At 50.9% G+C, this 26,890-nt stretch carries 26 protein-coding genes; 9 read left to right on the forward strand and 17 right to left on the reverse strand.

Going from position 1 to position 26,890, the window contains the following annotated elements; translation table 11 throughout:
* Window positions 1-8: 8 nt before the first annotated feature.
* From atpB to PY990_RS11520, 8 genes are all read right to left on the reverse strand, one after another.
* Complete coding sequence (atpB, locus tag PY990_RS11485) at window positions 9-869, reverse strand: F0F1 ATP synthase subunit A (protein ID WP_275271717.1); 861 nt, start codon at window positions 867-869, stop codon at window positions 9-11.
* A 2-nt stretch (window positions 870-871) separates the two neighbouring features.
* Window positions 872-1,204, reverse strand: coding sequence for an ATP synthase subunit I (locus tag PY990_RS11490; RefSeq protein ID WP_275271718.1), 333 nt, complete (start codon window positions 1,202-1,204; stop codon window positions 872-874).
* Between the two features lie 147 nt (window positions 1,205-1,351).
* Window positions 1,352-2,233, reverse strand: a complete 882-nt coding sequence (locus tag PY990_RS11495; RefSeq protein WP_275271719.1) for a ParB/RepB/Spo0J family partition protein — start codon at window positions 2,231-2,233, stop codon at window positions 1,352-1,354.
* A 21-nt stretch (window positions 2,234-2,254) separates the two neighbouring features.
* Window positions 2,255-3,031 carry a ParA family protein gene (locus PY990_RS11500; protein ID WP_105027751.1) on the reverse strand — a complete coding sequence of 259 codons (777 nt, stop codon included), beginning with the start codon at window positions 3,029-3,031 and terminating at the stop codon, window positions 2,255-2,257.
* 30 nt (window positions 3,032-3,061) lie between these two features.
* A complete protein-coding gene (rsmG, locus tag PY990_RS11505; RefSeq protein WP_275271720.1) occupies window positions 3,062-3,739 on the reverse strand; it encodes a 16S rRNA (guanine(527)-N(7))-methyltransferase RsmG in 678 nt (225 codons plus the stop codon).
* Complete coding sequence (mnmG, locus tag PY990_RS11510) at window positions 3,736-5,688, reverse strand: tRNA uridine-5-carboxymethylaminomethyl(34) synthesis enzyme MnmG (protein WP_275271721.1); 1,953 nt, start codon at window positions 5,686-5,688, stop codon at window positions 3,736-3,738. The genes rsmG and mnmG overlap by 4 nt, the downstream gene beginning before the upstream one ends.
* Window positions 5,689-6,448: 760 nt before the next feature.
* Complete coding sequence (locus tag PY990_RS11515) at window positions 6,449-7,249, reverse strand: TSUP family transporter (RefSeq protein ID WP_275271722.1); 801 nt, start codon at window positions 7,247-7,249, stop codon at window positions 6,449-6,451.
* Window positions 7,250-7,346: 97 nt separating this feature from the next.
* Window positions 7,347-9,188 (reverse strand): phosphoenolpyruvate carboxykinase (GTP), encoded by a 1,842-nt coding sequence (locus PY990_RS11520; protein WP_275271723.1) that lies wholly within the window; start codon window positions 9,186-9,188, stop codon window positions 7,347-7,349.
* 258 nt (window positions 9,189-9,446) lie between these two features.
* On the opposite strand from PY990_RS11520, the gene PY990_RS11525 reads away from it, so the two are divergent.
* Window positions 9,447-10,052, forward strand: a complete 606-nt coding sequence (locus PY990_RS11525; protein ID WP_275271724.1) for an MOSC domain-containing protein — start codon at window positions 9,447-9,449, stop codon at window positions 10,050-10,052.
* Between the two features lie 6 nt (window positions 10,053-10,058).
* Here PY990_RS11525 and PY990_RS11530 read toward each other — a convergent pair whose 3' ends face one another.
* Together PY990_RS11530 and PY990_RS11535 are read right to left on the reverse strand one after the other, a co-directional pair.
* Window positions 10,059-11,087, reverse strand: coding sequence for a hypothetical protein (locus PY990_RS11530; protein ID WP_275271725.1), 1,029 nt, complete (start codon window positions 11,085-11,087; stop codon window positions 10,059-10,061).
* Between the two features lie 52 nt (window positions 11,088-11,139).
* Window positions 11,140-11,409, reverse strand: coding sequence for a TIGR03643 family protein (locus PY990_RS11535; protein WP_275271726.1), 270 nt, complete (start codon window positions 11,407-11,409; stop codon window positions 11,140-11,142).
* A 66-nt stretch (window positions 11,410-11,475) separates the two neighbouring features.
* Between PY990_RS11535 and PY990_RS11540 the strand changes: the two genes are divergently transcribed.
* Both PY990_RS11540 and PY990_RS11545 read left to right on the forward strand, forming a co-directional pair.
* A complete protein-coding gene (locus PY990_RS11540; protein WP_275271727.1) occupies window positions 11,476-11,937 on the forward strand; it encodes a DUF1499 domain-containing protein in 462 nt (153 codons plus the stop codon).
* 120 nt (window positions 11,938-12,057) lie between these two features.
* Window positions 12,058-14,436, forward strand: a complete 2,379-nt coding sequence (locus PY990_RS11545; RefSeq protein WP_275271728.1) for a GAF domain-containing protein — start codon at window positions 12,058-12,060, stop codon at window positions 14,434-14,436.
* 13 nt (window positions 14,437-14,449) lie between these two features.
* Here PY990_RS11545 and PY990_RS11550 read toward each other — a convergent pair whose 3' ends face one another.
* The gene (locus tag PY990_RS11550) at window positions 14,450-14,938 is read right to left on the reverse strand and encodes a hypothetical protein (protein ID WP_275271729.1); all 489 of its coding nucleotides are present in this window, start codon (window positions 14,936-14,938) and stop codon (window positions 14,450-14,452) included.
* Window positions 14,939-15,184: 246 nt separating this feature from the next.
* Here PY990_RS11550 and PY990_RS11555 point away from each other — a divergent pair, with 246 nt between their 5' ends.
* The 4 genes from PY990_RS11555 to PY990_RS11570 all read left to right on the forward strand — a co-directional run bounded on the left by PY990_RS11555 (window position 15,185) and on the right by PY990_RS11570 (window position 20,105).
* Window positions 15,185-15,859 (forward strand): response regulator transcription factor, encoded by a 675-nt coding sequence (locus PY990_RS11555; protein WP_275271730.1) that lies wholly within the window; start codon window positions 15,185-15,187, stop codon window positions 15,857-15,859.
* 36 nt (window positions 15,860-15,895) lie between these two features.
* Window positions 15,896-18,892 (forward strand): ATP-binding protein, encoded by a 2,997-nt coding sequence (locus tag PY990_RS11560; RefSeq protein WP_275271731.1) that lies wholly within the window; start codon window positions 15,896-15,898, stop codon window positions 18,890-18,892.
* A gap of 141 nt (window positions 18,893-19,033) precedes the next feature.
* The gene (locus PY990_RS11565) at window positions 19,034-19,486 is read left to right on the forward strand and encodes a type 2 periplasmic-binding domain-containing protein (protein ID WP_275271732.1); all 453 of its coding nucleotides are present in this window, start codon (window positions 19,034-19,036) and stop codon (window positions 19,484-19,486) included.
* Between the two features lie 19 nt (window positions 19,487-19,505).
* Entirely contained in the window at window positions 19,506-20,105 is a 600-nt protein-coding gene (locus PY990_RS11570) for a hypothetical protein (protein WP_275271733.1), read from the forward strand.
* 6 nt (window positions 20,106-20,111) lie between these two features.
* Here PY990_RS11570 and PY990_RS11575 read toward each other — a convergent pair whose 3' ends face one another.
* On the reverse strand, window positions 20,112-20,768 hold the full coding sequence (locus PY990_RS11575) for a response regulator transcription factor (RefSeq protein WP_275271734.1): 657 nt from the start codon (window positions 20,766-20,768) through the stop codon (window positions 20,112-20,114).
* Between the two features lie 224 nt (window positions 20,769-20,992).
* Between PY990_RS11575 and PY990_RS11580 the strand changes: the two genes are divergently transcribed.
* Window positions 20,993-21,394 carry a hypothetical protein gene (locus PY990_RS11580; protein WP_105027765.1) on the forward strand — a complete coding sequence of 134 codons (402 nt, stop codon included), beginning with the start codon at window positions 20,993-20,995 and terminating at the stop codon, window positions 21,392-21,394.
* Between the two features lie 3 nt (window positions 21,395-21,397).
* Here the strand turns inward: PY990_RS11580 and mnmE are convergent, their stop codons facing one another.
* From mnmE to rpmH, 5 genes are read right to left on the reverse strand one after another with little or no spacing between them, the layout of a single operon-like run.
* Window positions 21,398-22,777 carry a tRNA uridine-5-carboxymethylaminomethyl(34) synthesis GTPase MnmE gene (gene mnmE / locus PY990_RS11585; RefSeq protein ID WP_275271735.1) on the reverse strand — a complete coding sequence of 460 codons (1,380 nt, stop codon included), beginning with the start codon at window positions 22,775-22,777 and terminating at the stop codon, window positions 21,398-21,400.
* Window positions 22,749-24,449, reverse strand: coding sequence for a membrane protein insertase YidC (gene yidC / locus PY990_RS11590; protein WP_275271736.1), 1,701 nt, complete (start codon window positions 24,447-24,449; stop codon window positions 22,749-22,751). The genes mnmE and yidC overlap by 29 nt, the downstream gene beginning before the upstream one ends.
* A gap of 28 nt (window positions 24,450-24,477) precedes the next feature.
* Window positions 24,478-24,783 carry a membrane protein insertion efficiency factor YidD gene (yidD, locus tag PY990_RS11595; protein WP_339384329.1) on the reverse strand — a complete coding sequence of 102 codons (306 nt, stop codon included), beginning with the start codon at window positions 24,781-24,783 and terminating at the stop codon, window positions 24,478-24,480.
* A complete protein-coding gene (locus PY990_RS11600) occupies window positions 24,690-25,049 on the reverse strand; it encodes a ribonuclease P protein component (RefSeq protein ID WP_168426848.1) in 360 nt (119 codons plus the stop codon). The genes yidD and PY990_RS11600 overlap by 94 nt, the downstream gene beginning before the upstream one ends.
* Window positions 25,050-25,082: 33 nt before the next feature.
* Entirely contained in the window at window positions 25,083-25,217 is a 135-nt protein-coding gene (rpmH, locus tag PY990_RS11605; RefSeq protein ID WP_008247028.1) for a 50S ribosomal protein L34, read from the reverse strand.
* A gap of 283 nt (window positions 25,218-25,500) precedes the next feature.
* Between rpmH and dnaA the strand changes: the two genes are divergently transcribed.
* Entirely contained in the window at window positions 25,501-26,889 is a 1,389-nt protein-coding gene (gene dnaA, locus PY990_RS11610; protein WP_275271786.1) for a chromosomal replication initiator protein DnaA, read from the forward strand.
* The last annotated feature ends 1 nt before the right edge of the window (window position 26,890 follow it).

A 26,890-nucleotide genomic window follows, 5' to 3' on the forward strand; every position in this document is an offset into this window, starting at 1 on the left:
AAAATCGATCAGTGGCCCTGATGTGCCTGGCCAATGTAGATCAAGGTCAACATCATGAAAATGAAGCCCTGGAGCAACACGATCAGAATGTGGAAGATCGCCCAGATTGTTCCGGCCAACACATGGCCCAAGAAGGCAAACGCACCACCCAAGGACAACGCAGCAGCGCCACCCAGCAAAGCGATTAGCATGAACACCAATTCGCCCGCATACATGTTGCCGAATAGTCGCATGCCCAAAGACACGGTTTTCGCGGCAAATTCAATGAGGTTCAACACAAAATTGGGGATCCACAGCAGTGGGTTGGCACCGAATGGGGCACAGAACAGTTCATGAACGAAACCACCCGCACCCTTGATTTTGACGGAGTAGTACAGCATCAGGCAAAGCACACCCAACGACATACCCAAAGCGCCGTTCAGATCAGCGGTGGCCACCACACGCATGTAGGGGTCGCCAGGGCTGGCTGCAAGGCCAAGGTTGTACAACAGGTGACCCCAAGCCATTGGAATCAAGTCAACAGGGATCAAGTCAAATGTGTTCATGACCACAATCCACAGGAACACGGTCAAGGCCAGCGGCGCGATGAAGCTGCGGTCACCGTGCACAATGGATTTTGATTGGTTTTCAACCATTTCCACCAGCATTTCAATGAAGCCTTGGAAGCGGCCAGGAACGCCAGAAGTGGCTTTGGAAGCCGCTTTGCGCAACATGAGGATTACGATTAAGCCAGACAGGATGGAGAAAAACATCGTGTCAAGGTTGATCACTGAGAAATCGACGATAAATTTTTGCTTATCGGTAGCGAAATGCTGCAAGTGATGGACGATGTACTCTGAGGGCGTTTGCCCATTCGGTGAAGATGCCATACTTATCTCAAGAAAAATGCCAAAAAATAGCTTTTGAGGGTGACGACCGCGGTGAGGATCAAGGACCACCAAACAATGTTCGGATCAACTTGACTCGCTACAAACATGATTGCGATTGTTGCGCCAACCTTCAGGAATTCTCCGGCCAAAAACACAAACGTTCCGCCCATGGGGGTTTTACTACCCAAGGCCAACCGTGCGGCGAACAAAGTGCTCGGCAACGCGACGGCGACGAAACCCCAAGCGGCAGACTGCGCGTGAACTGGGGACACCAACAACATAAGGAGGCACGTGGCCACCCCGACGACCCATTGGAGCCCGACTATTTTCCACATATTTGCTGCGCTGCCACATTTAACCTTAGTGGGATACGTATTTTCCGTAAGGTCACGTGTTTTTGACAAACCGCCAGATTATAGGGGTTTGTACGGCCCCTCGTCAAACGAAAACGGCTTATTTTTCACACCGATTTGGTGCAAAAGTCAAAGCTCTTCTCTGGGAAAGCCAATGCGCTCGAGCACACCGTCGAGCTCATCCAAATTATTGAATTTGATAGTAACACTGCCCTTGCCATTTGCATTGGCTTTTAACTGAACTGCACTGGCTAACCAATCGGCCAATCCCTCTTCAAGTCGGCGCACATCAGCTGTTTGTTTGGGTTTGGTCGCCGAGCGATCGCCGTCACTGGCCCAATCATTAACCAGCTTTTCTGTTTCACGAACCGAGAGTCGTTTATTGACCACCTCGTTGGCACAGGCAATTTGCTCTGCTGCTGTCAACGCCAGTAAAGCGCGGGCATGACCCATTTCAATGTCGCCAGCCAACAACATGGTTTGAACTGGTTCAGCCAGGTTCAACAGCCGCAACATATTACTTGTTGCGCTGCGGGATCGACCAATGGCTCGCGCTGCATCTTCATGGGTTAAATTGAATTCGCGAATGAGACGTTGCACACCCAGCGCCTCCTCAAGAGGATTCAGGTCTTCACGCTGAATATTCTCAATCAAGGCCATGGCCAAAGCGGACTCATCAGGAACCGCGCGAACCAGCACGGGCACTTCTTCAAGCCCTGCCAACTTTGATGCACGGAAACGACGCTCACCCGCAATGATCTCGTATTTTCCTGAGCCGATGGGGCGAACCAAAATGGGCTGCATGATGCCCTGGCTTTTGATGGACTCAGCCAACTCCATGAGTGAAGACTCATCCATGCGAGAACGCGGCTGATATTTGCCCGCCTGCAGCTTGCCCAATGGCAGCGTCATGACCTGCTCGCCCATGTCACGGGTAGAATCATCGCCCGATGGGCCCAGTAGCGCTTCCAGCCCCCTTCCAAGGCCCTTGGTACGTTTAATTGCGTTCATGGCTTCTTGTTGGTTGTTAGGTTATGCGGCGATGGGAAGACCCAGGCGGTCGACCATTTCGTTGGCGAAGTCCAAATAGGCCTTTGCACCCTTGCTGGTTTTATCGAACAACACACCCGGCACCCCGTAGCTTGGTGCTTCAGCCAAGCGCACATTACGGGGAATAATGGTTTTAAATACTTTATTGCCAAAATGCTTTTCCAGCTGAGCGGAAACCTGCTGAGCAAGCGTCATTCGCGGATCGTACATCACGCGCAGCAGACCAATAATGGTCAAATTCGGGTTCAAGTTCTTGCACACTTGTTTGATGGTATTGACTAAATCACTTAAACCTTCCAGTGCGTAGTATTCGCACTGCATGGGAATGACCACGCCATTGGCGCAACACAAGGCATTCAGGGTGAGCAGAGACAGTGCGGGTGGGCAATCGATCAAAATGAAATCGTATTGATCATCCACCTCAAGAATTGCTTCACGCAGCTTGATTTCACGGTCCTCAAACTCAACCATTTCAACTTCAGCGCCAGCAAGTTCGCGGTTGGCTGCCAAAACATCAAACTCGCCTTCTGCACGAACGGTCGCCTCGGCCACGCCCACCATGCCCACCAACACCTGATAAACCGTGTGTTTTACGCTGCGTTTGTCGATGCCGCAGCCCATGGTGGCGTTGCCCTGGGGGTCAAGATCAACCAGTAGCACGCGTTGTTTTGCCATGGCCAAACCGGCAGCCAGATTCACTGCTGTGGTGGTTTTTCCCACGCCACCTTTCTGGTTGGCTATGCAGAAAACTTTCGCCATCTTCTTGTCCTGTGAATGAATGATTTGATTTTAGCGTTTAATCATGAACAAGTGCCTGGCCTCATCCAAGAATGGCACATCAATTGGGTGAAGCGCATTAATTTGCCAACCAGCAGGAACTTCGCTGTCCACCTCAACCCTCCCTTTCAGGGCGGCAAACTGGCCATGCTCAGCCAACACATGCTGACTAAGTGCAATGAAATTACCGATACTGGAAAAAGCGCGGGAACAAATCAGATCAAACGGGGCGTCGAGCTGAAATTCCTCCACTCGCCCGTGCACAGCCTGCGCATTCTTCAAACCCAGGCTGGCAATGGCCTGCTGCATGAAAGCGGCTTTTTTTTGAACCGTGTCAATCAGTGTGATCTGCCAGCTGGGCTGCGCAATCGCCAACACCAAACCGGGCAGACCCGCGCCTGCACCCACATCCAGAATTCTTGGATTGGTCGTAGCCTGCAAAGCAAATGAGATTTCAGGCAACACAGCCAAGGAGTCCAGCAAATGGTGTGTGATCAACTCCCGATTGTTACGAATGGCAGTGAGGTTATAAACCCGGTTCCACTTCTGAATCAGTTGGCCATACTTGAAAAGCTGCGCATGCTGGTCTGAATTCAACCCCAAACGTAAAGTGGCGATCCCCTCTTCCAACAGTGCCTGGTCTGAAACCCCCAGGATTTCAGACTTTGGTTTTCGGTGCAGTGAATTCAAGCCACTTGCTCCGTGGTTCCATCGGAAGATTTATCGGCATTGGCACTTCGATTCAGTAAATCACGTTTCTTTAGATGAACAAGCAACAAGGAAATGGCTGCGGGTGTAATACCTTGAATACGACCAGCCTGACCAATGGTTTCCGGCTTGTGGGTATTCAGCTTTTGCTGCACCTCTTTGCTCAAACCGTTTACACCCGAATAATCAAAGTCCGCTGGGAGTCGGATTGATTCATTGCCCGCACCACGCTCTACTTCAGCCTGTTGGCGCAGCACATAACCGGCGTACTTCACCTCGATTTCCAACTGAGAAACCAAATCACCCTGTTGCAAAGGATTGCTCAAAGCCATTTCGCCATTCTCTTTACTCAGCGTGCTGAGATCGTGATAGCTGACATCCGGGCGTTTAAGCAAGTCGTACAAGTTGTACTCGCGATCAATTCCTTTGTGCAGCACTCGCTCTGCCTCGGCCTGGGTCACAATTTTCGGATTGATCCACGTGGAACGTAAACGCTGCTTTTCCTGCTCCACTGACTCCCGCTTTTCTGAAAAAGCCTTCCAGCGGGTGTCATCGACCAAACCGAGCTTGCGGCCAATTGGCGTGAGGCGCTGATCTGCATTGTCCTCACGCAAGCTTAAACGGTACTCTGCGCGGCTGGTGAACATGCGGTAAGGCTCTGCCACACCCTTGCTGGTTAAATCATCTACAAGCACGCCCAGATACGCCTCATCACGGCGGGGAGTCCATTGCTCTCTGCCTTGCACCATCAGTGCCGCATTCACGCCCGCCAACAAACCTTGGGCGGCCGCCTCTTCATAACCCGTAGTACCATTGATTTGGCCTGCGAAGAATAAACCTTCAATGGCCTTGGTTTCAAGCGTGGTTTTCAACGCGCGCGGGTCGAAATAATCATATTCAATCGCATACCCTGGCCGCATGATGTACGCATTCTCCAAACCTTTAATGGAGTGAAGCAGTTTCAACTGAACATCGAATGGCAAAGACGTAGAAACACCGTTCGGGTAATACTCATTGGTGCTCAAGCCCTCGGGTTCCAGGAAAATCTGATGAGATTCCTTGTCCGCGAAGCGATGGATTTTGTCCTCGATCGATGGGCAGTAACGGGGCCCCACACCTTCGATCACACCGGTGTACATTGGGCTTCTGTCCAGTCCACCTCGAATAATGTCGTGGGTTTTCTGGTTGGTGTGTGTGATCCAGCACGGCAGCTGCTTCGGGTGCATGGCTGCGTTGCCCAGATAAGAAAACACGGGCACGGGATCAAGATCACCCGGCTGCTCCTGCATCACTGAGAAATCGATACTGCGACCGTCAATGCGTGGCGGCGTACCGGTTTTCAAACGACCTTGCGGCAACTTCATGTCTTGCAGGCGCATGCCCAAACCGATCGAGGGAGGATCCCCTGCCCGACCAGCGGAGTAATTTTGCAAACCCACATGGATTTTGCCATTCAAAAAAGTACCGGCCGTCAGCACCACAGCTCTGGCCTTAAACTTCAAGCCGATCTGCGTAACCGCACCGCACACTCGATCACCTTCCAACAACAGATCTTCAACAGACTGCTGGAAAATGCTTAAATTGGTTTGATTCTCGAGACGCGTTCGAATGGCCTGGCGGTACAGAACACGGTCTGCTTGCGCACGGGTAGCCCGCACCGCCGGGCCTTTGGAACTGTTAAGAATACGGAATTGAATGCCAGCTTCATCGGTGGCGATGGCCATTGCACCGCCCAAGGCGTCCACCTCTTTGACCAAATGGCCCTTACCGATACCACCAATCGACGGGTTACATGACATTTGCCCAAGCGTTTCGATGTTGTGGGTCAGTAGCAGGGTTTTGCTTCCTGCGCGCGCGGCTGCAAGCGCAGCCTCGGTGCCGGCATGACCACCGCCCACAACAATGACATCAAACTCTTCGGGATAAAACATGATTCACTCCTGGCACTGGGTGCCGGAATCCGACATGGGATTCAACATTCAAATGCCGAAATCAAACACACTTGATTCGGCGACAATGGCGCAATTATATGCTTCGGCATGATTTTGCCCAAGTGAACATGTTTCACGTGGAACAGAAAACAGACAAGGTTGCTCAATCGCATACTTTCCTGATTGATCGGCTGCTTTGGTACACACCTGCTCGCGCGCCTATTTGCCTCGCTCGACTCCTTACCTCGCACCTCGCACCTCGCTTACGTCGCTTGCTCAGGCGCATACCCTCTTTCGCCAGAAAACCTGACAGCCCCCTTGTTGTTGATTAACCGCCCTAAGCGCACCCGCTAAACAGCGGGCGGGCTGCGCTTTCGGCCTTGCCGAACGGACGGTGAATTCAACACCAAGGGCAGGTTTTCTTGATCGGCGCTGCGAGGGCATTGCAGCCTGAGTGCGCTGGCAAATAGACTTGTAACGCACTTGCGACACATACCCGTTGTGTGCGCAAAGTGAGGTTTGGGTGCTGCACGGGCTGGCCGGCTTTGCAAGGCTTCCCGGCGACTTCGCAGCGCGGGGCGACCTGAAAGGTCGATGCGAAGACGCGTTCGCGTTTCGCATGACCCAAGCCAGAGGCATCAAGCCGGGATCAGAAGACTTGCTTAGGCCAGCTGGTGCAGCACACAAGCCTCAGATCATCCATATAGCATCCCGCATATTGCGCCAAACCCGACTTCCCCACATGTTCCACGTGGAACAATCACTCAAACCACGCTTTCACATACGGCCAATAACTGTCGTAACTGGTGCGCAATATCAATAAAAACACAACCGCCAACAGCGCTTTACGCACAAACCCGGCACCCTTGCGAATGGCCAAACTGGCACCCACCCTTGCACCGGCCAAGTTGAACACAGCCATCAACAAACCCAAAGCAACAATCACATGCCCTGCGGGCGCAAACCAGGCAAGCGAAGCCAGGTTGCAGGCAATGTTCACCATTTTTGCGCCTGCGGTGGCGGCTAAAAAATCAAAGCCGAAGAACACAACAAAAGCCACCATCAAAAACGAACCGGTGCCCGGGCCGAAAAACCCGTCATAAAAACCAATCGCCAACCCCACGCAAGCACCGAAGAATCGTTCACGATTCTTGTCTAACTTGGGTGCATGCACACTGCCCAGGTCTTTGCGCAAAAAGGTGTAAATGGCCACAGCGATCAACAGCAAGGGCAACATCAAACGCAGCACCTCGGTCGAAATTTGCGTCACGATATATGCGCCGCAGTAGGCGCCTATCAGCGCCATCGCCGTGGCTGGCACAACTGCATTCCATGGAACCTGAATGGCCTTGGCGTATTTATAAGCCGCGAATGTGGTACCCACCACGCTGGATATTTTGTTGGTGCCCAGCAAGGTGGCATGACCCTGGGAAGGCATTAACCCGAACAGGGCCGGAATCTGGATCAACCCCCCACCACCTACCATGGCATCGATCAGCCCCGCACCAAATGCAGCGACACACAAGGCGAGCAACACCCACAACTCAATGTTTTCAAACATGAAGAAATTCCGCAGAAAAGAAAACGGGCGCCTTGTGGGCGCCCGCCATAGGACTAATTCCGGAGTATCAGAAAAAAGTCAAAACGTTCAAGCCAAATCAGGCCGCCAAGCGGCTTGCGATTTGTGCTTTGGTTTCTTCCAGTTGAGCTGGCAGGTTGTGCTTCAGTTTCTCGAACAATTCAGCATGCAGATTCAACTCTTCAAGCCAAGCCGCTTTATCAATCGCGGTGATAGAGTCGAACTGCTCTTTACTGAACTCCAGACCATCCCAAGAAATGTCGTCGTAGCTCGGTGAGGTGCCAAATACATGGTCAATGCCCTTGCCTTTGCCCTCAACTCGCTCCAAGGCCCATGCCAGTACTCGCATGTTCTCGCCAAAACCAGGCCAAATGAATTTCCCATCTGCATCGGTACGGAACCAGTTTACGCAGAAAATGCTGGGCAACTTGGCACCAGACGACTCCAGCTTCTTGCCCAAATCGAGCCAGTGCTGGAAGTAGTCAGACATGTTGTAGCCACAGAATGGCAGCATGGCGAACGGATCGCGGCGAACCACACCTTGCTGACCGAAAGCCGCCGCTGTGGTTTCTGAACCCATGGTGGCTGCCATGTAAACACCTTCAACCCAATTGCGGGCTTCGGTAACCAGCGGCACGGTGGTTGAACGACGACCACCAAAAATGAAGGCGTCAATTTCAACACCTGCTGGGTTGTCCCAGTTGTTGTCGATCACAGGGTTTTGTTCGGCAGCCACTGTGAAGCGGGCATTCGGGTGCGAAGCTTTGCGGCCACAATCAGGCGTCCAGTCCTGACCCGTCCAATCAACGAGGTGCGCGGGTGCTTCTTTGGACAATCCTTCCCACCACACATCGCCGTCGTCTGTCAGAGCGACGTTGGTGAAAATCACATTGGCGTTCAGTGAAGCCATGCAGTTTGAGTTGGTTTTGGTGTTGGTGCCGGGGGCCACGCCAAAGTAACCCGCTTCCGGGTTAATGGCGCGAAGCTTACCGTTTGCATCGGGCTTGATCCAGGCAATGTCGTCACCAATGGTGGTAACAGTCCAGCCCTTCATGGATGCGGGTGGAATTAACATGGCGAAGTTGGTTTTGCCGCAAGCCGAAGGAAAAGCTGCAGCCACATGGTACTTCTTACCCTCTGGGTTAGTAACACCCAGAATAAGCATGTGCTCGGCCAACCAACCTTGGTCACGACCCATGGTAGAGGCAATGCGCAAAGCCAAGCATTTCTTGCCCAGCAAGGCATTACCGCCGTACCCGGAACCATAAGACCAGATTTCACGAGTTTCAGGGTAGTGAACAATGTACTTCGTGGTGGGGTTGCAAGGCCAAGCCACGTCTTTCTGGCCAGCTTCCAAGGGCGCGCCCACTGTGTGTACGCAAGGCACAAATTCGCCGTTCTCGCCCAGTACGTCATACACCGCTTTGCCCATGCGCGTCATCATGCGCATATTCACGACCACGTAGGCGGAATCAGACAACTCAACACCAATGTGCGCGATTGGACTGCCCAATGGACCCATGGAGAACGGAACCACATACAAGGTGCGACCACGCATGGAGCCCTTGAACAAACCGTTCAAGGTGGCGCGCATTTTGGCAGGATCTTCCCAGTTGTTGGTGGGGCCTGCATCTTCTTTCTTTTCAGAGCAGATGTAGGTACGGTCTTCCACGCGGGCCACGTCTGAGGGATCAGACCAAGCCAGGTAAGAATTGGGGCGCTTTTCAGGGTTGAGTTTGCGCAGTGTTCCTGCTTCAACCATTTCTGCGCAAAGGCGATCGTACTCTTCTTGTGAACCATCACACCACACAATATTCTTGGGCTCGGTAAGGGCCGCAATTTCTTGCACCCAAGCCACAAGTTTCTTGTGCTTGACATACGATGGCACGGTCTGGCTGACCATAGACAGCACTGCACTCATGCTAAAACCTCCAGATAGACAAATGTAATTCTTTTGTGCGGGGGCTTTGGCGTTGCTCTACAGTGTGACCGGAACATGACACCAAGCACACGGGCGATCGATTTGTCGCTTATCCGCAAACTTAGCCCTCGAGTTTAACATGTTGTAAGCAAACGGAAATAAGTTTTTCCTATAGGCATTATCGCCTAATCGCATACGTTGTTTGCTTTCCGACACAGGCCATGTAAAGTGGCAAAACAAAATGACTACGGAAGACTCATGAAGCTGATTGCAATTTGCACGGGCCTGGTTGCCCCACTGGTCTATCGAACGGCATCGGGTGACATCAAAACCGAAGCAAGCGGAATCAAAAAACAGGCTGTGAGCACTGAACAAAACCCGAACCCCGTCGAATTGAAAAAGCTGGGTCTGGAAGGCGATGAGCAATGCAATTTGTCAGTGCATGGTGGATTGGACAAGGCCGTGTACATGATGCCCGCTGAGCACTATGAGTTTTGGAAAGCGCGCCGCCAAGAGAAAAACCTGGACACCAATTTGCCCTGGGGATTTTTGGGCGAAAATCTGGTGGTGGAGGGTCTGGATGAAACCCTGGTAAGAATTGGAGATGAGTTTGAATTGGGCGAGGTTCGGCTGCGGGTCACCGACCCACGCGAGCCATGCCACAAATTTGCCATTCGCATGGGTTTTGGTGCAGCCCCAAAGCAAATGATTCAGCAGGGCAATTGCGGCTGGTATTTGCGCGTGGTGCAAACAGGGCAGTTGCATGCGGGCATCGAATTAAAACACTTTGCCAACCCGCAGGGCAAGACTGTGCTTGAATCGTTCCGCTATAAAACCCGCAAGGGTCAAATGGATTTGTTGTAACTCCGCCTAGGCGGCCAGCTGTTTTTTCCAAACTTTGGCTTGCGCTTTGGCTGCGGGCAACACCAGTCGCCCCAAACGCTCAATCCACACGGGGTTGGGGTCGTAACCGTGGTGGGTCACAGCCAATGCCAACGCCTCTTCATCCCAGCCATCCTCGCAATACAAATCGAACAGCGCTTCAGCCAACACCGGGCTTCTGGGCAGGGCACGCAGCCACTGCTCGGCCTGCACAATCGCATCTCGCGACCGACCGGCATCGCGCAACATGCGAACTGCCACGACCGCTTCAAAATCATCAACAGCCGACTTCCTGAGCAACTCGGCCAACAGGCGCTTTTCACCAAGATACTCAAGAAGTGCGCGAACGCGCAGCCTTCTCCACCGCTTGTCGAAAGAACGCCAACTTACATTGCTGGTGGGCTGCATTTCATTCATTTCATTGATTTCGAGTTCAAGCAAACCCAACACGGTGTGGCGATCACACAAAGCGATTTGCTTCCACCACCAGGAAGGGTCTACCAGACCAGCCTGATCCAACATGGCTACTGGATACACCAGGTGCGCACGCTCAATGGGATTTTCAATTCGCGCTGAAACAATGCTCAACCAGTCGCGCGTGAATTCGCGCACTGCCTTGAGCAACAAGCCGTGCTTGTCATCGGCGCCCTCGCAAATGGCCAACAACTTTTGCAGTCCATGTGCGCCCAACTCCACCAACAAATTGGGGTCGTGTGGGCGTTGCAATTCCGATTGCAGCCAGCCATCAAGAATCTGAGTGCGAATTGCTATCCGCTCGCACGATTGCGCGGAAGGGCAACGCGCCTGACCAACAAAACGATTAATCAGTTGTTTCAGCTTTCGTGGCCTGGACTTCAAGTCGGCTTCGTCATTTGAGTCGAGAAGCTCACAACTGCTCTCCAAAAACTGGAATGCGCGGTGAAGATCGGGCAAATGCTGCGAGGCCCGCCCGAACCAGAGCATCCATTCCCGCCCACTGCGCGCTGCCAATGGGGAGTTGTGCCGTTCTTTTAGCATTTAAAACCTCCCGGTTAAAGCAGGTGCTTGGTTACTCAGTGAACGAACTTCATCAGCGAAGTTTGTAATGCCCCGGCGCATAGGCTTTGGTGCGAACAAAGCCACGCAACTTCAGGTGCTTGGTTTTGCGACCAGTGACACGCTCGCGCCACATTTTGAAACTGCTGGCTTTCATGCTGGCGCGCATGAGTTCAATGGTTTGAGATTCATTCAAACCAAATTGAAGTTCTATCGCTTCAAATGGTGTTCGATCTTCCCAGGCCATTTCTACAATGCGGGAAACATCTTCTTCGGACAACTTAAACTGCAAAGGCTTGGACATCTGATCTCACTGACCGCTAAACTGGAGAAAATTCAACAATCAGTATATGACAGAAGGGGCTTTTACGTGAAAAGAGCATCGCTCAGCTTGATCGTATTGATCACATTGGTAATCATCGTTTTCTTCGGCCTTGGCCTGTACTCAGAAACCGGTGCGCCCCCCGGACTGGCCAATGGGCAGTTGGCACCCTGCCCCAATAAACCGAACTGTGTAAGCAGCGAGAGTTCACCCTCGGACAATCACTCCATTGCCGCCTTGCCGATTACGCCAGGCATGGGAGAAGAACCTTTGCTGAAGGTGAAAGAAGTCATCGAACTCTTGGGTGGCGATGTAAATTTTTCCAATGATCAATACATGGCCAGCACTTTCACAAGCGATCTTTTTGGCTTTGTGGACGATGTGGAATTTCGCATAGACCAGGGCAGTGGATTACTTCATGTTCGCTCGGCCTCGCGGGTTGGATACAGCGACCTGGACGCAAACCGCAAACGCGTAGAACAAATACGGGCGCTTTTAAGCACGAACTAGGGTAATTACCCACGAAACTTTCCTATTTTTTATTGGGTAGTTCAAAAGTGTGGTCCCTCGTACGGGTGACAAAGTGTAAAGTGGTTACCGAGAGAAAAAAGGGACGGAGACACTTCCACAATGAGCAGTCCAAAAGAAATCAACGAGGCGGTCAGGCTCACCGAGCTTTACCAACTCGATATTCTGGACACAGAAAAAGAGGAGTACTTTGAAGCGCTAGTGGACTTGGGTTTGTCTGCGTTCAATTGCGCATTCTGCTTCATTGCATTTGTAGATTCTGATCGACTTTGGTTTAAAGCAAAACGTGGTTTCGAAGTCAAGGAAGTCCCCCGCGATCTTTCCATTTGTTCTCACACCATTCAACATGATCAGCCGCATGTTATCAACGACTGCCTTGAACACCCAGTGTTCAAGACCAACCCCCTGGTACTTGGCAGCCCCTGGATTCGCGCTTATTTGGGAATCCCCATTCGCTCAGTGAACAGCAACAACATTGGCACATTTTGCCTGCTCGACAACACTGCGAGAACCTGGACAAAATCTGAAGTGTCAGTTGCAATTGCCTTGGCCAAATTGGTTGAACACAGCCTTGTTGAGCGTGCGCTGAAAGCCAAAGAATCAAACGAATTGAATTCCAAACAACAACACAACTACAACAATCAAGGTTTGGGTAGCTGGAAGAACACCGATCACGGTGAGCTGATTGAACTGTCGCCCTCCATGGAAAAATGGCTCAACCTTTCGCAAACCCGTGTGGTACAGGCCAGCTGGTTCCATAACTTACCAATTGACGAAGACCGGGAAATGGTCGAGAAAGCGCGACTTAAACGCGACGGAAATGCGTTTGTGTATCGCGTCCGTTTGCCCAGTGGCGATATTGTGCGCTTTGAAGAACAGGTTTATGACAGCGGCAACGCAGGTGACAACCGCTTGTTCGGTTTGGTGAAAAAAATCAGCGAACCTGCGCTGGGAGCCCTTCACCAAGAAGTGTCAAACGATTCCGACAGTATGTCGCGCATGGAGCCTCATCTGGACCTGAAAAAGTTTCCCAAGTCTTTTTTGAGGGAAACCGTGAAAGGCAGGCTCGCACTTGACCATCAGGGATTAATCACCGGCCTGGCCAGCGCAGGTGATGAAGAATTCACAAAAATAAAACTCAAGGAAAGTTTTATAGATTTGCTCTACGGCGAAGACCAAGAAACGTTCTCGAAAATACTGAATCAATGCCTGAAAAACAATTTGCCCTCGGAAGCTTGGGTGCGCCTGAACTTTCAGGATGAAAACAGCACATGGCTACGCATGGAGCTTTGCCCGAAAAAAGGATTCACTGCATTTAAAAAACCATGGGTGATCGTCAATTTTACAGCGATGATCAACAAATCATCTTCGGTTCAAAAATCAATTTTTGATGAAAGTCTTCTGAATTTGACTGGCACTCTGGCCAAAGTGGGTGGCTGGTACTACCACCTGGAAAGTGGATCGCTAAAAACCACTGAAATGCTTCGCGAGGTATTGGGCTCCAGCAAAGACTCGCTCAATTCAATTTTTCACCTCAGTTCCATTCTATCCAGATTGTCTGGCCGCAATATCGCGGTGCTTTTTATTGAATGCATCAACAACCGTAAACCGGCCAGCCTTGAGTTTGAAGCACTCGGGCAACACGAGAAAAAGAAATGGTTTCGCATGATGATTCGCCCCTCCATCAGCGACGAGGGCGTGCCGATGGGACTGTACGGCTCAATTGTCGACATCTCTGAAACGCGCCGAGTGGAGCAATCACTTGAAAAGAATCTGCTGACCTACAACCTGATTGTCGACAACCTTACCGATGGTCTTGTTGAAATCGACTCAAGCCTGAATGTCAGCTTTGTGAACCGAAATGCAAAAACCCTGCTGCAAAAAGACAAAGAACTTTTTGTTCATGCAATGCCCTTGAATGAATTGATCCCGGACCTCGACAAAAACCAGTTTGCAGCATTGCTGGAAACAGTCGACCAAGTGGGCTTCTCCAAATCTGTTGAACAGTTTGTAGGATTCATCAAACGCTGGATTTCACTACGTGTCTTCAAGTCGGGCACTGGTTACACGATCCTGATCAAAGACATCACCAAGCGCAAAAATCAAAGCAGCGATTTGTACATGCTGAATTCAGCGATTGAACAAATTCGCGAAGTCATTATGGTGACCAATGACATTCGCAACACCAAAGACCCATTTGGTTTGTTGTATATAAACTCGGCATTCGAGACATTTGTGGGCCAGGCACGAGACAAATGGCTAGGGCGTAATCCATATCACCTCATCCACGGTCGCATCCCGACCAGGCACTATCGCCAGTTGCTTGTCGGATTTTTAAGCCACCAAAAAATTCTAGTAAAAACAGAATATGAGATCAACCCGGAGAATAAGGTGACTTGCGACATTCTGATTTCACCGTTTCTGGACACCGCGCGAAACGCGCCTTGTTTCCTGATCGTGTTTCGGGTTTTTGAGAACTGATTGAGAGCCGGGTTTAGGCCAGCGTGGCACCAAGGCTTGAATGCTGAGTGCGTGGTGCAAACACCATTGCATGAATGGTTTTGACTAGATTGGTCATTGTTTCTGCGGTGTCTTTGCGTAAAAACCGGGCTGGCTGTAAAGCATCTGAACGGTGCTCTGCAAGGCTTTCGGCGAGCTCTAGGCTTTCCAGATTACAAGACATATAAGACACTGGCACAGCATGCACATACCTGCTGTAGAACACCAGAATGTCTCGCAAATCGTCGTGTGCATTGTCGGGAAAATGGAGATCGGACAATACGGCAGATGGCAAAGGCCGCAAGCCCCGTTCGGCTTGATTGAATGCTGCACGGATATCACCGAAGCGCTCAAACACCGTCAGCGAAATAGACAGATAAGTCACCTTGGCAATTTCTTCAATGGCCTCTTCCACCACAAGCCGGTAGAAAGGTGAATCTTCAGCAACCCAGACTTCCAGTGGTTTTGATTCCGACTCACTCACGACATTCACCTGGCCAAACGGCATCTAAACTCAATACCCATAGGTTAGTGGATGACAGGTTGACCACCATCAACACAAAGAGACCCCCCCCCTATTTGAGGGAGAAATCATTCTGTACCCGCACGCTTCAAATGAAGCCATCCTCCAAATGAAGGGGCATCGCTTCGAGGGTTCACACGTAACATCATTCAAACATATCGGTAATACCGGTTTTTATTTTTGGCAAACAAATTGGGAGGTTGCCGAATGAACCCCAACGCTGTACTTTTGATTGAAGATCATCCACTGGTGTCCATGATGCTGGCCGACATGCTCACCGAGCACGCCCCGGACCTGAGTGTGCTCAAGGTGCCCACCATCCAGGCCAGTGAACAGCACATTCACGAAAATCCGCGCCTCGTCATTTTTGATTTGAACTTGCCCGACTGCGAGGGCGTCGCCTCTGCCAGACGCGTGCGCAACCTGTTCCCTTTCTCGCAACTGCTGGCATTTACTGGCACCACACACGACGACATCCTCCAGGAACTGGACGAAATGGAAATTCCGTGTGTGCGAAAATCTGCTGATTACCATGAACTGTTGGATGCAGTCATGAAAGGGTTGATGGCCACAGGCGTGAGCTGCCAGGAAGGAATGAGTGCGGACAAAATGAAGTCCAAAAACGAGTTTCAATCCAACATCATTGCGCCAGGCTCCAAAAAACCGCTGACTTGGCGACAAGTTGAAATCATGCGTCGCATTGCTGTGGGAATGACCGCAAAAGAGGCTGCCCGCGACATGAACTTGAGTCCTGAGACTGTTCGTGCCCACATGCGTGAAGTCCTTGTTAGACTAGGCGCTCAGAATCGAGCCCATGCAGTGTCTATTTTCACCAAGGCAGAACGACAATCGCGGTTACTTGAAGAAGCGCAAAGTCACTGAACCTGGGCCGAACAATACCAATAACAAGGCTGGCCCATGAAACTGACCCTGCTGATTCGAATATTTGGCTTACTCATTCTGGTGTTCTCGGTATTCGGCATCGGTGTGAAGAGTATTTCGATTCACCAGCAAACAGTTCAGGAAGATTATTATCAGGCCTGGGCTTCCGACGAAGCCATTTTGACCCGCACGCTCGCCGAGTTTGAAGCCATGCGCAAGCTGGTGCTACTTTACGCAGCCAGCCGCAACCCGGAGTACATCAACCACTATCTTGACATTGTTGGGCTGCACAACGGCAGCCGTATTTACACCACCGAAGTCGACGCAGACTACTGGGTCGATGTCATCACAGGTCAAAACAAAGATTCTGCCGTGTCTTGGGGTATCGGGCAAAACCTCAGTGAAAGGCTTTATTCGCTGAGATTTATCGCTGAAAACGAGCCTGCCATTGAGCGAATCCTCGACCTGCGCCATCAACTTGAGAAAAATGAACTCAGCGCGTTTGCCAGCGGTATTACCCGCTTCGTTGAGAAACGGGAGGGCGAATACTTGTCACCGCCCGAAGTCAAAGAAACATTCGGTGTGTTGTTCGACCGTGAACACATTGAACTAACCAATGCACTGTCTGCAGAATTGTCCTCCTTCATTGCGCGTGAAAAAAGCCGCTACCTCGGTTTGATTGACGCCTCTCGCAAGGAACTCACCTACAGCGTTTATCTTGATGTGGTGTTCACCCTGCTCTTTTTGTTGGGCTTGTTCATCGGTTTGGTGTCCATCAAGAAAAAGGTGATCGACCCTATTAATTCGCTGTACAACGCCAGTGAAGAAATCATGAAGGGCGATTACACCGTGCGTGTAAACAACCGCACAGGCTCGCATGAAATCAACCTGCTGATTCGCGCGTTCAATCGCATGATTCGTTCATTCCAGCGCGACCTGGAAAAAAGCGAACGCGTGAAACAAGCGCTTGAAGAGGTCAGCCTGGCCAACGTGGAGAAAGAACGGGCAAAGAACGAATCACGAATCAAGAGCTCATTTCTGGCCAATATGAGTCATGAAATTCGCACCCCCATGAATGCGATTCTCGGCATGACAGCACTCACGCTGAAAACCGATTTGAACGAAAAGCAGAAAGACTACCTGACCAAAATTCAATTGTCAGGCGACAATCTGCTTCACTTGCTCAACAGCATTCTGGACTTGTCAAAAATTGAATCCGACATGTTCAAGCTGGAGCAGCGTCCATTTCGCCTTGACGATGTGCTGGAAGAAGTATTTGGCACCTTAGGCAACTCAGCGCTGGATAAAAACATTCGCCTGCTGTACACCCTTCAAGGCAAAGGCCTGCAATCAACCCTGAACCGACTGGTTGGCGATTCTTTGCGCGTGGGTCAAATTCTGAAAAACCTGATTGGAAACGCCATCAAGTTCACCAGCGAAGGACACATCAACCTCACTGTCAAAGTCCTCAAGCAACTCGACGACCAGGTTACCCTGCAATTCAGTGTCAGCGACACCGGCATTGGCATGAGCAAAGACCAGTTGCAACGCGTATTCGACAAGTTCACGCAAGCTGATTCGAGCACCACACGGATGTTCGGCGGCAGCGGCCTGGGGCTCAGCATCGCCAAAGAATTGGTGCACCTGATGGAGGGCGACATTCATGCCCATTCCACACCGGGGCGCGGCTCGGTGTTTTATTTCACCTTGAACCTGAAAACACAGGAAGCTGAGGCACCGGCTCGCAATCCAAATTTGTTGCATGGCCCAGACATCAAACGAGCCTATATTTGCTCGCTGGACCAAAAACTGCACCGCTCGATCTCCAGCATTCTTGACCAGTTCTATGTGCCGCTAGCCGTGCTATCCGCCGAGGAACTAATCACAGATCAACTTCCATTTGAAGCCAAAGACATTGTATTTATCGACAGCGATATTGCGACCACCTCGCCCGAACTTTTGTCTCTGCTCAAGGCAAATCACCTGAACCAAAACAACAATCTGGTTTGGCTTTCCAACCGCAACGCAACCGAACTACAACGCATTCACGGCGCAGACCCCAACAACCGGGTGTTGACTACACCCATTTTGCCAGTGCACCTGATGAAACTGGCTGAGCGCCAAGTGCAGCAATCTGCACCTGCACCAGCCACAAAAACCACCACTTCACGCAAAGCTGCCAAAACCAGCGAAACACAGGCTGTTGATAAAACCGAAGCGCGTTCAGCCAAACTGTTAATAGTAGAAGATCACCCTTTGAACATGGAATTGCTGCTGGATTTCCTGAGTCCGAAAAACTACCAGATCCGCTGTGCGAAAGACGGTCGCGAAGCAATCCAGATACTTAAAAACACGCCCGAGCCATTTGACTTGATGATTTCAGACCTTGAAATGCCTTTTGTTGACGGCTACCAGTTGGCAACCTGGGTTCGGGAAAATGCGGTGCATTGTGTAACCCCGATCATGGCACTTACAGCACACGCCTTCGAGCAAACCCGTGTGCGTTGCGAAGAACACGGCATTAACGATGTGCTCACCAAACCATTTCACGAGAAAAACCTGTTCGACGCCATCAAGCGCTGCCTGCGCAACAAAGAAGGTGTATTGACAGGATTTGAAACCAGGCATGACACACCCCGCATGCCCTTGTCCGAGCATGCCGCCACAGCCACCGAACCAGCCACCAGCCCACGCCATTCTGCAATTTTCAAAGTAGACAGTTTTGAGCCCGAGCGAATGGCAAAGTACCTCGGCAAATTTTTACAAACCAGTGAAAACCTGATTGAACGCCTGGAAGATTGCGCAAAAAACAAGGACATTCAAACCTTCAAACGGGAAATTCACTCCCTGGCGGGCGTACTGGGCATGTTGGGCACAGAGAGTGTCAAACAACAGTTCTCTAGAATGGATAAATCACTGGAAGATCCGACCACACAAACCATGGTGATGACAGAAATCAAAGATGTGTGGCCCACCATCGTGGATGAAGCCGAGAAAATTCTGGTGTTGATTAATCGTTTTGGAAAACATTGAACAAAGCTGTGCGCAAGTAATTGTGTTCGCACACAGCATGTCTTACACTGAGTTCACAAGATTTAACAAAATAAAAAGTTCATAGTATTTGTAGTGTCAAGAACTTACCCAAAGTAGTCAAAGTATTTTCAAGGGTTTGACGTGAAACATTTTTTGCATTCAGTGATTACCAGCCTCGCGTTGTTGACGATGGTGGGAACCCCCGGCGTGGCTCGCGCCGAAGTGGTGTTGGTGGGTTCCAGCAGCATCCATTTCAATGAAATTTCGAAAACAAAACTGCGCGATTTGTACACAGGCCAAAGTCAGGCTGTGGGTGATTCCTCCGTGCTGGTCATTGATCGGGACGATGCGTTTGGTGAACGCAGCCGCTTTATTTCAGGCACCCTGGGTTTCACCACTGAGGAATTTCGAACTGTTCAGCGACTTCTGGAATGCATCGGCATCAGCAAAACCCCCACCGTTGCGCGCAACAGCCAACACATGGTCGACCTACTGACCAACAATCCCAATGCCTTGGGCTACCTTACCCGAAAGGAGTTGCAAGGCAATCCAACCAAGACTAAATTGAAACTCATCAAGGTACTGGCCGAGTAACTCGCCAAATAAGCAGAACATGGACAAGTACAACGTCAATTTTGGATGCAAAAGGCCTTGGTTGAACTTGGGTCTGCTGTTGACAGCCTTCTTTCTTGCAAACGCCAACGCCTACGCCTTTTGCGCTGGCACCTTGATCAAGGAGATCAAAGCCTTGGCAAGCAAGCCTGAGGTCATTGAGGCCGTCAAGGCGTCTAATGCCCGTCAACTTGGCAAAGAAAGGATCATGGAACTGGATGAGAGGTGGATCAAACTAAAAGGCCGTTTGCCCGAGGCCGATCAAATCATGAACTCAAAAGTTTCAGGTTTACTGGCCGCCGCGATGAACAAACAAAGTTATTTCAAAGAAGCGATTTTGACGGGCAACCAAGGGGAAACCGTCGCCATGAATACGGTGACCACCGATTATTGGCAAGGTGATGAAGAAAAATTCACCGCGATTTTTGACACCAACCTGCCTTCCAGAAAACCCGATTCGCATATTTCCCGCGCCCGCTGGGACGACAGCACCAAAGCCATGATTGCCCAAGTGAGCGTGCCAGTGTACGACGGGGATTACATGATAGGTACCCTCACGGTAGGCGTGGATCTTAAACGCGTGCCCCACCCCAACCACTGACGAAAATTAATCGTTCAGCTTCATTTTCACGCTGCGTTCAGCCTTCAGAAACACGTTCACCGCCTGCGCCTTGTTCGATACTTCCAAGCGTTTGAAAATTTCCCGAATGTGTCCACGCACTGTCTCGGGACTAAGCCCAATGCGCTGGGCAACCATTTTTGCAGACAAACCTTCTGCAGTCATTCTCATGATTTCCACTTGCCGCCAAGTCAACGGTTTTGCACCGGGATAGGCCACAATATTGGATTGGTGTTCGTTGGCTGGCGCGCTGTCTGATGAACTGCCATTCAAAATGCCGGATTTAAAAAGCACAGACTCAATTTCATGGGCCAAAGCCGACTGGCTGCAGGTTTTCTCCACCACCGAATAGCCCGAGTGCGCGGCGCGGGTTTGAATGTCCTCATTGACAAAACCGGTATAAATCAACCCACACACTTTCGGGAACATGGAGTCCAACCAGTCTATTGTTTCCTGTCCCTTGGAATCGGTCAGGGTAAGATCAAAGATGATCAGGTCCGGTTTTTCAAACAAGTGTTCTCGGGCTTGAACCAAACTGGTTGCCACGTGAATTTGTGCGTGAGGGGCCATGTCTTTGCAGACGTCCTCGATCACCATCGAAATCAGCGGATGATCTTCGAGCACCAATATTTTTTGATTTTTCATTGTTCGCAGGCTAAGTCGGGCACACAGGACCTTAGGGTCTCTTCTTCCACCCCAAGAGTACATGAATTCAGGGGAACAATTAAGCCTGCTTTTTGCCTTTTTTTACAAAGGGTTCCGCATTTCGGGGGGGCATCAGAAACAAGCATCCTCATTTCACGGAATGGGCAAGAAAATTCAACTCAGTAAGATGGACTCATACCGAATCCTTTGCGGAGCAAGCCATCATGACAATTGCACTGGTCCAACATCAGCAACACGACTGTGAACCACTTTACTTTCGCCAGTCCGAGGCGCGAGTCACCATGGAACTGGACAATGTGGCGCATGGCCTGAACCACTTTGCCCAACAACTGCGCAAAACCGCCTCAGCACAGGCACGCTTCGCCTTGGTGGTCCAGCTTAAAACCTGGGCACTGAACAAACCAACCCTGCAAACCCTGATGGCGCAGTACCTGGACGAAGTGGAACGCACCCAGCAGGTGGTACATCTGGATCCGGATAGCCACAACGAATCGATTGAATCGCTGTGCGAGCAGCTGGTGTTTTTGAGTGCCGTGTTTGAGCAGGAATCAGAACTAATCGAACAAATGGCCTTTGCCGACCCACAACTGGTGTTTTGCGACTAAACCTTATTTGCCGATACAGAACCGGCTGAAAATCAATCCCAGCAAATCATCGGGCAACATACGCCCGGTGATTTCTCCCAAAGCATCATGCGCCAGGCGCAACTCTTCAGCGAACAAATCCAGAATCCGATCGTCCTGTTGTGCAAACTCATGTGCAACCGCCAAATGCTGACCACACACCTTCAAAGCATCAACGTGGCGCTGCCGTGCCATGAAACCATGGTCGGGCGTATGGGCAATGCCCACCTTGGCCAGTATGGCGTCTTTCAACTGTTCCAGTCCCAGACCGTTCTTTGCGGATACCGGTAATACATGGCTCGGCAATTGTGGCACCTCAGGCAGCAAATCAACCTTGTTCAACACGGTGATTGTGGGCAAATGAACAGGCAGTTCAAGGTGGGTATTCAATGCATCCTGGAGGCCCTGAGTTGCGTCTTTCAAAATAAGCAACAAATCGGCTTCTTCCACCGACTTTCGGGTTCGCGCTATGCCGATTCTTTCCACCTCATCGGCGGTGTCACGCAAACCTGCCGTGTCAACCAGCACCAAAGGTATGCCGCGAATATTCAGTTCCTGTTTGATTCGATCACGCGTGGTGCCCGCAATGGCCGACACGATTGCGATTTCCTCACCGGCCAAAGCGTTCAGCAAACTCGACTTGCCCACATTGGGCTCGCCCACCAGCACAATTTGCAAGCCATCGCGAAACTTCACTCCTTCCTGCGCTGCACCGAGCAACTGTCGATGCGCATTCAAGATATCCGCAAGTTGACCTTTGGCATCTGCCTTCTCAAGAAATTCGATTTCCTCTTCAGGAAAATCAAGTGTGGCTTCGAGCAGCAAACGCAAATGCACAATTCGGTCGGCCAGCTCATTGACCTGCTTCGAAAACACACCACTTAACGACGCCGCCGCGGCTTTGGCAGTGGCTGTAGAACCGGCATCGATCAAATCGGCCACCGCTTCGGCCTGGGCCAGATCAAGCTTGTCGTTTAAAAATGCGCGTTGCGTAAACTCACCTGGCATGGCGTGGCGCAAGGGAATATTCAGCTGCCGGGCCAAGGCCAGAGCATGCCCCACCACACCTTGCAACACGGCTTGACCACCATGCCCCTGAAACTCAAGCACATTCTCGCCCGTGAATGATGCGGGCGCATTGAACAGCAGGGCAATGCCTTCATCGATGGCATGCTGGTCAAAATCACGAAGTGTTAAAAGAGTTGCTAAGCGCGGTTTGGGCAACTTGCCACAAAACGCCATGCAAAAAGTCTGAAAACAGGAAGAAGAAGGAAAAGAAAACCGCACCACCCCCACCCCGCCCTTACCGGGCGCGGTGGCGATGGCCACGATGGGATCACCGTGCAGTGGCTGGTGCAGACTCAATTTGACGTGTAATTACCCACTGTTGGGCAATCGACAAAATATTGTTAACAACCCAGTACAGCACCAAACCAGCCGGGAAGAAAATAAACATGACCGAGAACACCAAAGGCATGACCATCATGATTTTGGCTTGAACGGGATCGGGTGGCGTGGGATTCAACTTGGTCTGGATGAACATGGTTACCGCCATGATCACAGGCAAAATGTAGAAGGGATCCGGCGCAGCCAAATCGGTTACCCAACCCAACCACGGTGCATTGCGCATTTCAACACTGGCCAGCAATACCCAGTACAGAGCAATGAACACTGGGATCTGAATCAGAATGGGCATACATCCGCCCAAAGGATTGATTTTCTCGCGCTTGTACATTTCCATCATGGCGCGCTGGAAACCCATTTTGTCATCGCCATATTGTTCCTTCAGCTTTTGCATGCGCGGGCCAACTTTGCGCATTTTTGCCATGGACTTGTAGCTGGCTGCCGACAAGGGGAAAAACACCAACTTGATCAAAATGGTCAGTACCACAATGGCCCAACCCCAATTGCCAATATAACCGTGAATTTTTTCCAGTAACCAGTAAATGGGCTGGGCAATTACAGTGAGCCAGCCATAATCCACCACCAGATCCAGCCCGGGTGACAGAGCTTCCAGCACACTTTGATCTTGCGGACCGGTATAGAGTTTGGCTGCATATGCCGCAGTTTGTTCGGGCGCCAAAGTGCCGAGGCTGCTGACCAAACCAATGGAATACAGGTTGGAATCTACCTGGCGCGTGTAATTCTCGCGGGGACCATCCTGACCAATAATGGCCGACACAAAGTAGTGCTGAATCATGGCCAACCAGCCGGAATCAGCGGTTTTTACATAGTCTGCACTGCGATCGGCGATGTCTTCAAACTTAATCTTCTGGTACTTCTTCTCAGGCGTATACACAGCCGGTCCTGTGAATGTTGCATACAGAGAAGAGTCACTTTCAAGCGGGTTGCCGTCACGCGTAATTTGTACATACGCACTGGGTGATACGGGCTCTGTGCCTATGTTGCGTGCATTGATCACAAGGTCAATGTCGTAGCGATTCTTGAAAATTGTGTAGGTTGTTGTGTTTTCAACACCACCGCTTGTGGCTTTGAATACAAGCTTTAATTGATCCTGGCCGGGCGCAAACTCGGTAGAGCCCGACACCAGTTCAAACAAGGTACGGTGGTTGGGCGCGTCAGGTACACCCACCAAGCCAGCTTGGCCAACATAGGTTCGATTGGCTGTTTGTTCAAACAGTTGAACCGGCAATTCCGGATTCTCGGCAGCAGGGTGATTCAGCAGCTTTGAAGTAATCAGTTGTGCGCCCTGGCTTGAAAACTGCAGTTCAAGCACATCGGTTTTAACAGTAATTGTTTGCGCAGCGGGTGCGGCTTGTGCAGTGCCCGAAGCGATTGCATTCGGATCAGCTGGAACATCACCAGCCGTTGGAGCCAATGCCTGAGGTAAGTCATTGGCCGCGCCAGAGCCAGCTGACGAACCGCTACCCTTAGAACCATCGCCTTTGTCGCTGGTTTGCGCGCCAGTGCTGAGGCCGAACAAGGTTGGCTTACCAATAGAAGCCTGATAATTGTCCCAAAGCATGATGAGAGACAAACTGAATATCATCAAGAGGACTAGCCTGCGCGTTTCCATTTAAATCCTTAATTACTGAGCTTAATGACTAAGAGTCGCGACTGGTGCGGCGCGTTTCAGGAACAGGGTCCACACCGCCAGCATTCCAGGGATTGCATCGACAAATGCGGCCTAAAGACAAAGCCGCGCCTTTCCATGCGCCATGAATTTTAACTGCTTCAAGGGCATATTCCGAGCAACTGGGGTAAAAACGGCAAGAAGGCGGGAAAAGAGGACTGACAGCAAGCTGATAGCCACGGATCAGTGCTGTGATGGCACGCGCCGTGAGAGATCGTTGAAAAGTTGTTGGAGTTCTATCCACCACGCCGCTCGATCTGAATGACCTACTGCACACACTGGCTTGCTTAAGCGAACCAGGAATTTGCCTTGGTAGTTGCCCAGTGCTTCTTGGCAGGCATGGCGGATCAAACGTTTTAGCGTATTTCGATCCACGGCACGTTTGGCCAAGCGCTTGGGGATCAGTATTCCGAACTGCGGTGGGGTGTCTTCGAACAGTGCGTGAAGCATCAATCGATCTGTTTTGGCCACTGGCCTGGTTTTTAACAGACCACCAAATGTTTCAGATCGAGTGATTTTTGTCGCATGCGACCCGGAACCCACCCTGTGCAATTCAGAATGTTCAAAGCGCCAGGCTTATACGGACAAACGTGCACGGCCCTTGGAGCGACGTGCGCGCAGCACGGCACGACCACCACGGGTGCGTGAACGTACCAAAAAGCCGTGTGTTCTTTGACGGCGAACTTTAGAAGGTTGATAAGTGCGTTTCATGGCAAGCCTCTGGCCCACATGGGCTTAAAATTTGGCGAAAAATAGGTTAAAACTGGTTTGGCCCTTGGCTTGGCATATTAGACGAAGCCAATAAGGATCGAAGCTCATGCCAAGGGAACCCAAAATTATAGAGGCAAATTCTGGAAAAACCTAGAAAAATCTGCAAGTTCGCGTGAAGGCGGTCAATCGCTCACTCAATCCGTGGGGGTTTGGATACAATGGAGCGCTGAGTTTTAATTCCTGCAAAGCAGTTCATCCGAATAATAAGGCTGTTCATAACGTGATTGATCAATTCTGGAACCACTGTGTTGAAGCGCTTCGGAAGGAAATTCCAGCCCAACAGATCAAACTGTGGATCGAACCACTGACTGTGGTTGAATTTGATGAAGACACCGCCAGCCTGAGCATGGCTGCCCCGAACCGATTCAAGCTGGATTGGGTGCTCAACAATTATGGCGGCCGTTTTAATGAACTGGCCACCGAGTTTTTTGGCTGCGACATGGCCATCCAATGGCAAGTGGCAGCAAAACAGGCCAGTCCTCTAACCGCGCCTGCCCCAGCCACAGCCAAAAACAGCAATGAAGCCGTAGCACAAGGTGCACCCAAAGTGGCAGCCGTAAAACGCGATGAGATCGCTGCCACGGTCTATGAACGCAGCCGCTTGAATCGCGACCTTTGTTTTTCCAACTTCGTGTCAGGCCGCGCAAACCAGCTAGCCCGCGCCGCTGCAGAACAAGTGGCGTCCAACCCGGGCGTTAGCTACAACCCACTGTTTTTGTATGGTGGTGTGGGCTTGGGCAAAACCCACCTGATTCATTCCATCGGCAACCGCCTGCTAGAGCAAAATCCAAATACCCAAATTCGATACATCCATGCTGAACAGTACGTCAGCGATGTGGTCAAGGCCTATCAAAAAAAGGCATTTGAAGAATTCAAGCGCTCTTATTACTCGCTCGACCTGCTTTTGATCGACGATATTCAGTTCTTCGGGGGCAAAAGCCGAACGCAAGAAGAATTTTTCTATGCATTTGAACAGTTAATTGCCGCAAAGAAGCAAATTATCATCACCAGCGACACCTATCCCAAAGACATTCAGGGGATGGATGACCGGCTGATTTCGCGTTTCAACAGCGGTTTGACCGTGGCCATTGAACCTCCCGAACTTGAAATGCGGGTGGCCATTCTGCTGAAGAAAGCCGAACAGCAAAAAATACTGTTTTCGGAAGATGTGGCCTTTTTCGTGGCCAAACACATGCGCAGCAACATTCGCGAGCTGGAAGGCGCCTTGAGACGAATCATGGCATTTGCCAGTTTTCACAACAAGCCGGTGACCATGGACCTGGTGCGTGAAGCTTTGCGCGACATGATTTCAGTCCACCATGGCCAAGTGTCGGTTGAGAGTATTCAGAAAACAGTGGCTGATTACTACAAAATCAAGGTGGCAGACATGTTTTCAAAGCGCAGGCAAGCGCAAATCGTACTGCCGCGCCAAGTCGCCATGTATTTGGCCAAAGAATTAACCGAGAAAAGTTACGTGGAAATTGGTGAGTTGTTTGGTGGGAGAGACCACACCACGGTGCTGCATGCGGTAAACAAGATATCGGAATTGCGAAATCAGTCTTCAGAGTTGAACCATGCGCTGCACGTGCTGGACCAAACCCTGAAGGGTTGAT

Origin of the sequence: Limnobacter olei (genome assembly GCF_029087225.1) — a bacterium.
GTDB lineage: Bacteria > Pseudomonadota > Gammaproteobacteria > Burkholderiales > Burkholderiaceae_B > Limnobacter > Limnobacter olei.

Coding starts and splice junctions, on each gene's coding strand:
- atpB (WP_275271717.1), bottom strand. CDS start 869: ATGGCATCTTCACCGAATGGGCAAACGCCCTCAGAGTACATCGTCCAT.
- PY990_RS11490 (WP_275271718.1), bottom strand. CDS start 1,204: ATGTGGAAAATAGTCGGGCTCCAATGGGTCGTCGGGGTGGCCACGTGC.
- PY990_RS11495 (WP_275271719.1), bottom strand. CDS start 2,233: ATGAACGCAATTAAACGTACCAAGGGCCTTGGAAGGGGGCTGGAAGCG.
- PY990_RS11500 (WP_105027751.1), bottom strand. CDS start 3,031: ATGGCGAAAGTTTTCTGCATAGCCAACCAGAAAGGTGGCGTGGGAAAA.
- mnmG (WP_275271721.1), bottom strand. CDS start 5,688: ATGTTTTATCCCGAAGAGTTTGATGTCATTGTTGTGGGCGGTGGTCAT.
- PY990_RS11515 (WP_275271722.1), bottom strand. CDS start 7,249: ATGTTTGAAAACATTGAGTTGTGGGTGTTGCTCGCCTTGTGTGTCGCT.
- PY990_RS11520 (WP_275271723.1), bottom strand. CDS start 9,188: ATGAGTGCAGTGCTGTCTATGGTCAGCCAGACCGTGCCATCGTATGTC.
- PY990_RS11525 (WP_275271724.1), top strand. CDS start 9,447: ATGAAGCTGATTGCAATTTGCACGGGCCTGGTTGCCCCACTGGTCTAT.
- PY990_RS11530 (WP_275271725.1), bottom strand. CDS start 11,087: ATGCTAAAAGAACGGCACAACTCCCCATTGGCAGCGCGCAGTGGGCGG.
- PY990_RS11535 (WP_275271726.1), bottom strand. CDS start 11,409: ATGTCCAAGCCTTTGCAGTTTAAGTTGTCCGAAGAAGATGTTTCCCGC.
- PY990_RS11545 (WP_275271728.1), top strand. CDS start 12,058: ATGAGCAGTCCAAAAGAAATCAACGAGGCGGTCAGGCTCACCGAGCTT.
- PY990_RS11555 (WP_275271730.1), top strand. CDS start 15,185: ATGAACCCCAACGCTGTACTTTTGATTGAAGATCATCCACTGGTGTCC.
- PY990_RS11560 (WP_275271731.1), top strand. CDS start 15,896: ATGAAACTGACCCTGCTGATTCGAATATTTGGCTTACTCATTCTGGTG.
- PY990_RS11570 (WP_275271733.1), top strand. CDS start 19,506: ATGGACAAGTACAACGTCAATTTTGGATGCAAAAGGCCTTGGTTGAAC.
- PY990_RS11575 (WP_275271734.1), bottom strand. CDS start 20,768: ATGAAAAATCAAAAAATATTGGTGCTCGAAGATCATCCGCTGATTTCG.
- PY990_RS11580 (WP_105027765.1), top strand. CDS start 20,993: ATGACAATTGCACTGGTCCAACATCAGCAACACGACTGTGAACCACTT.
- yidC (WP_275271736.1), bottom strand. CDS start 24,449: ATGGAAACGCGCAGGCTAGTCCTCTTGATGATATTCAGTTTGTCTCTC.
- rpmH (WP_008247028.1), bottom strand. CDS start 25,217: ATGAAACGCACTTATCAACCTTCTAAAGTTCGCCGTCAAAGAACACAC.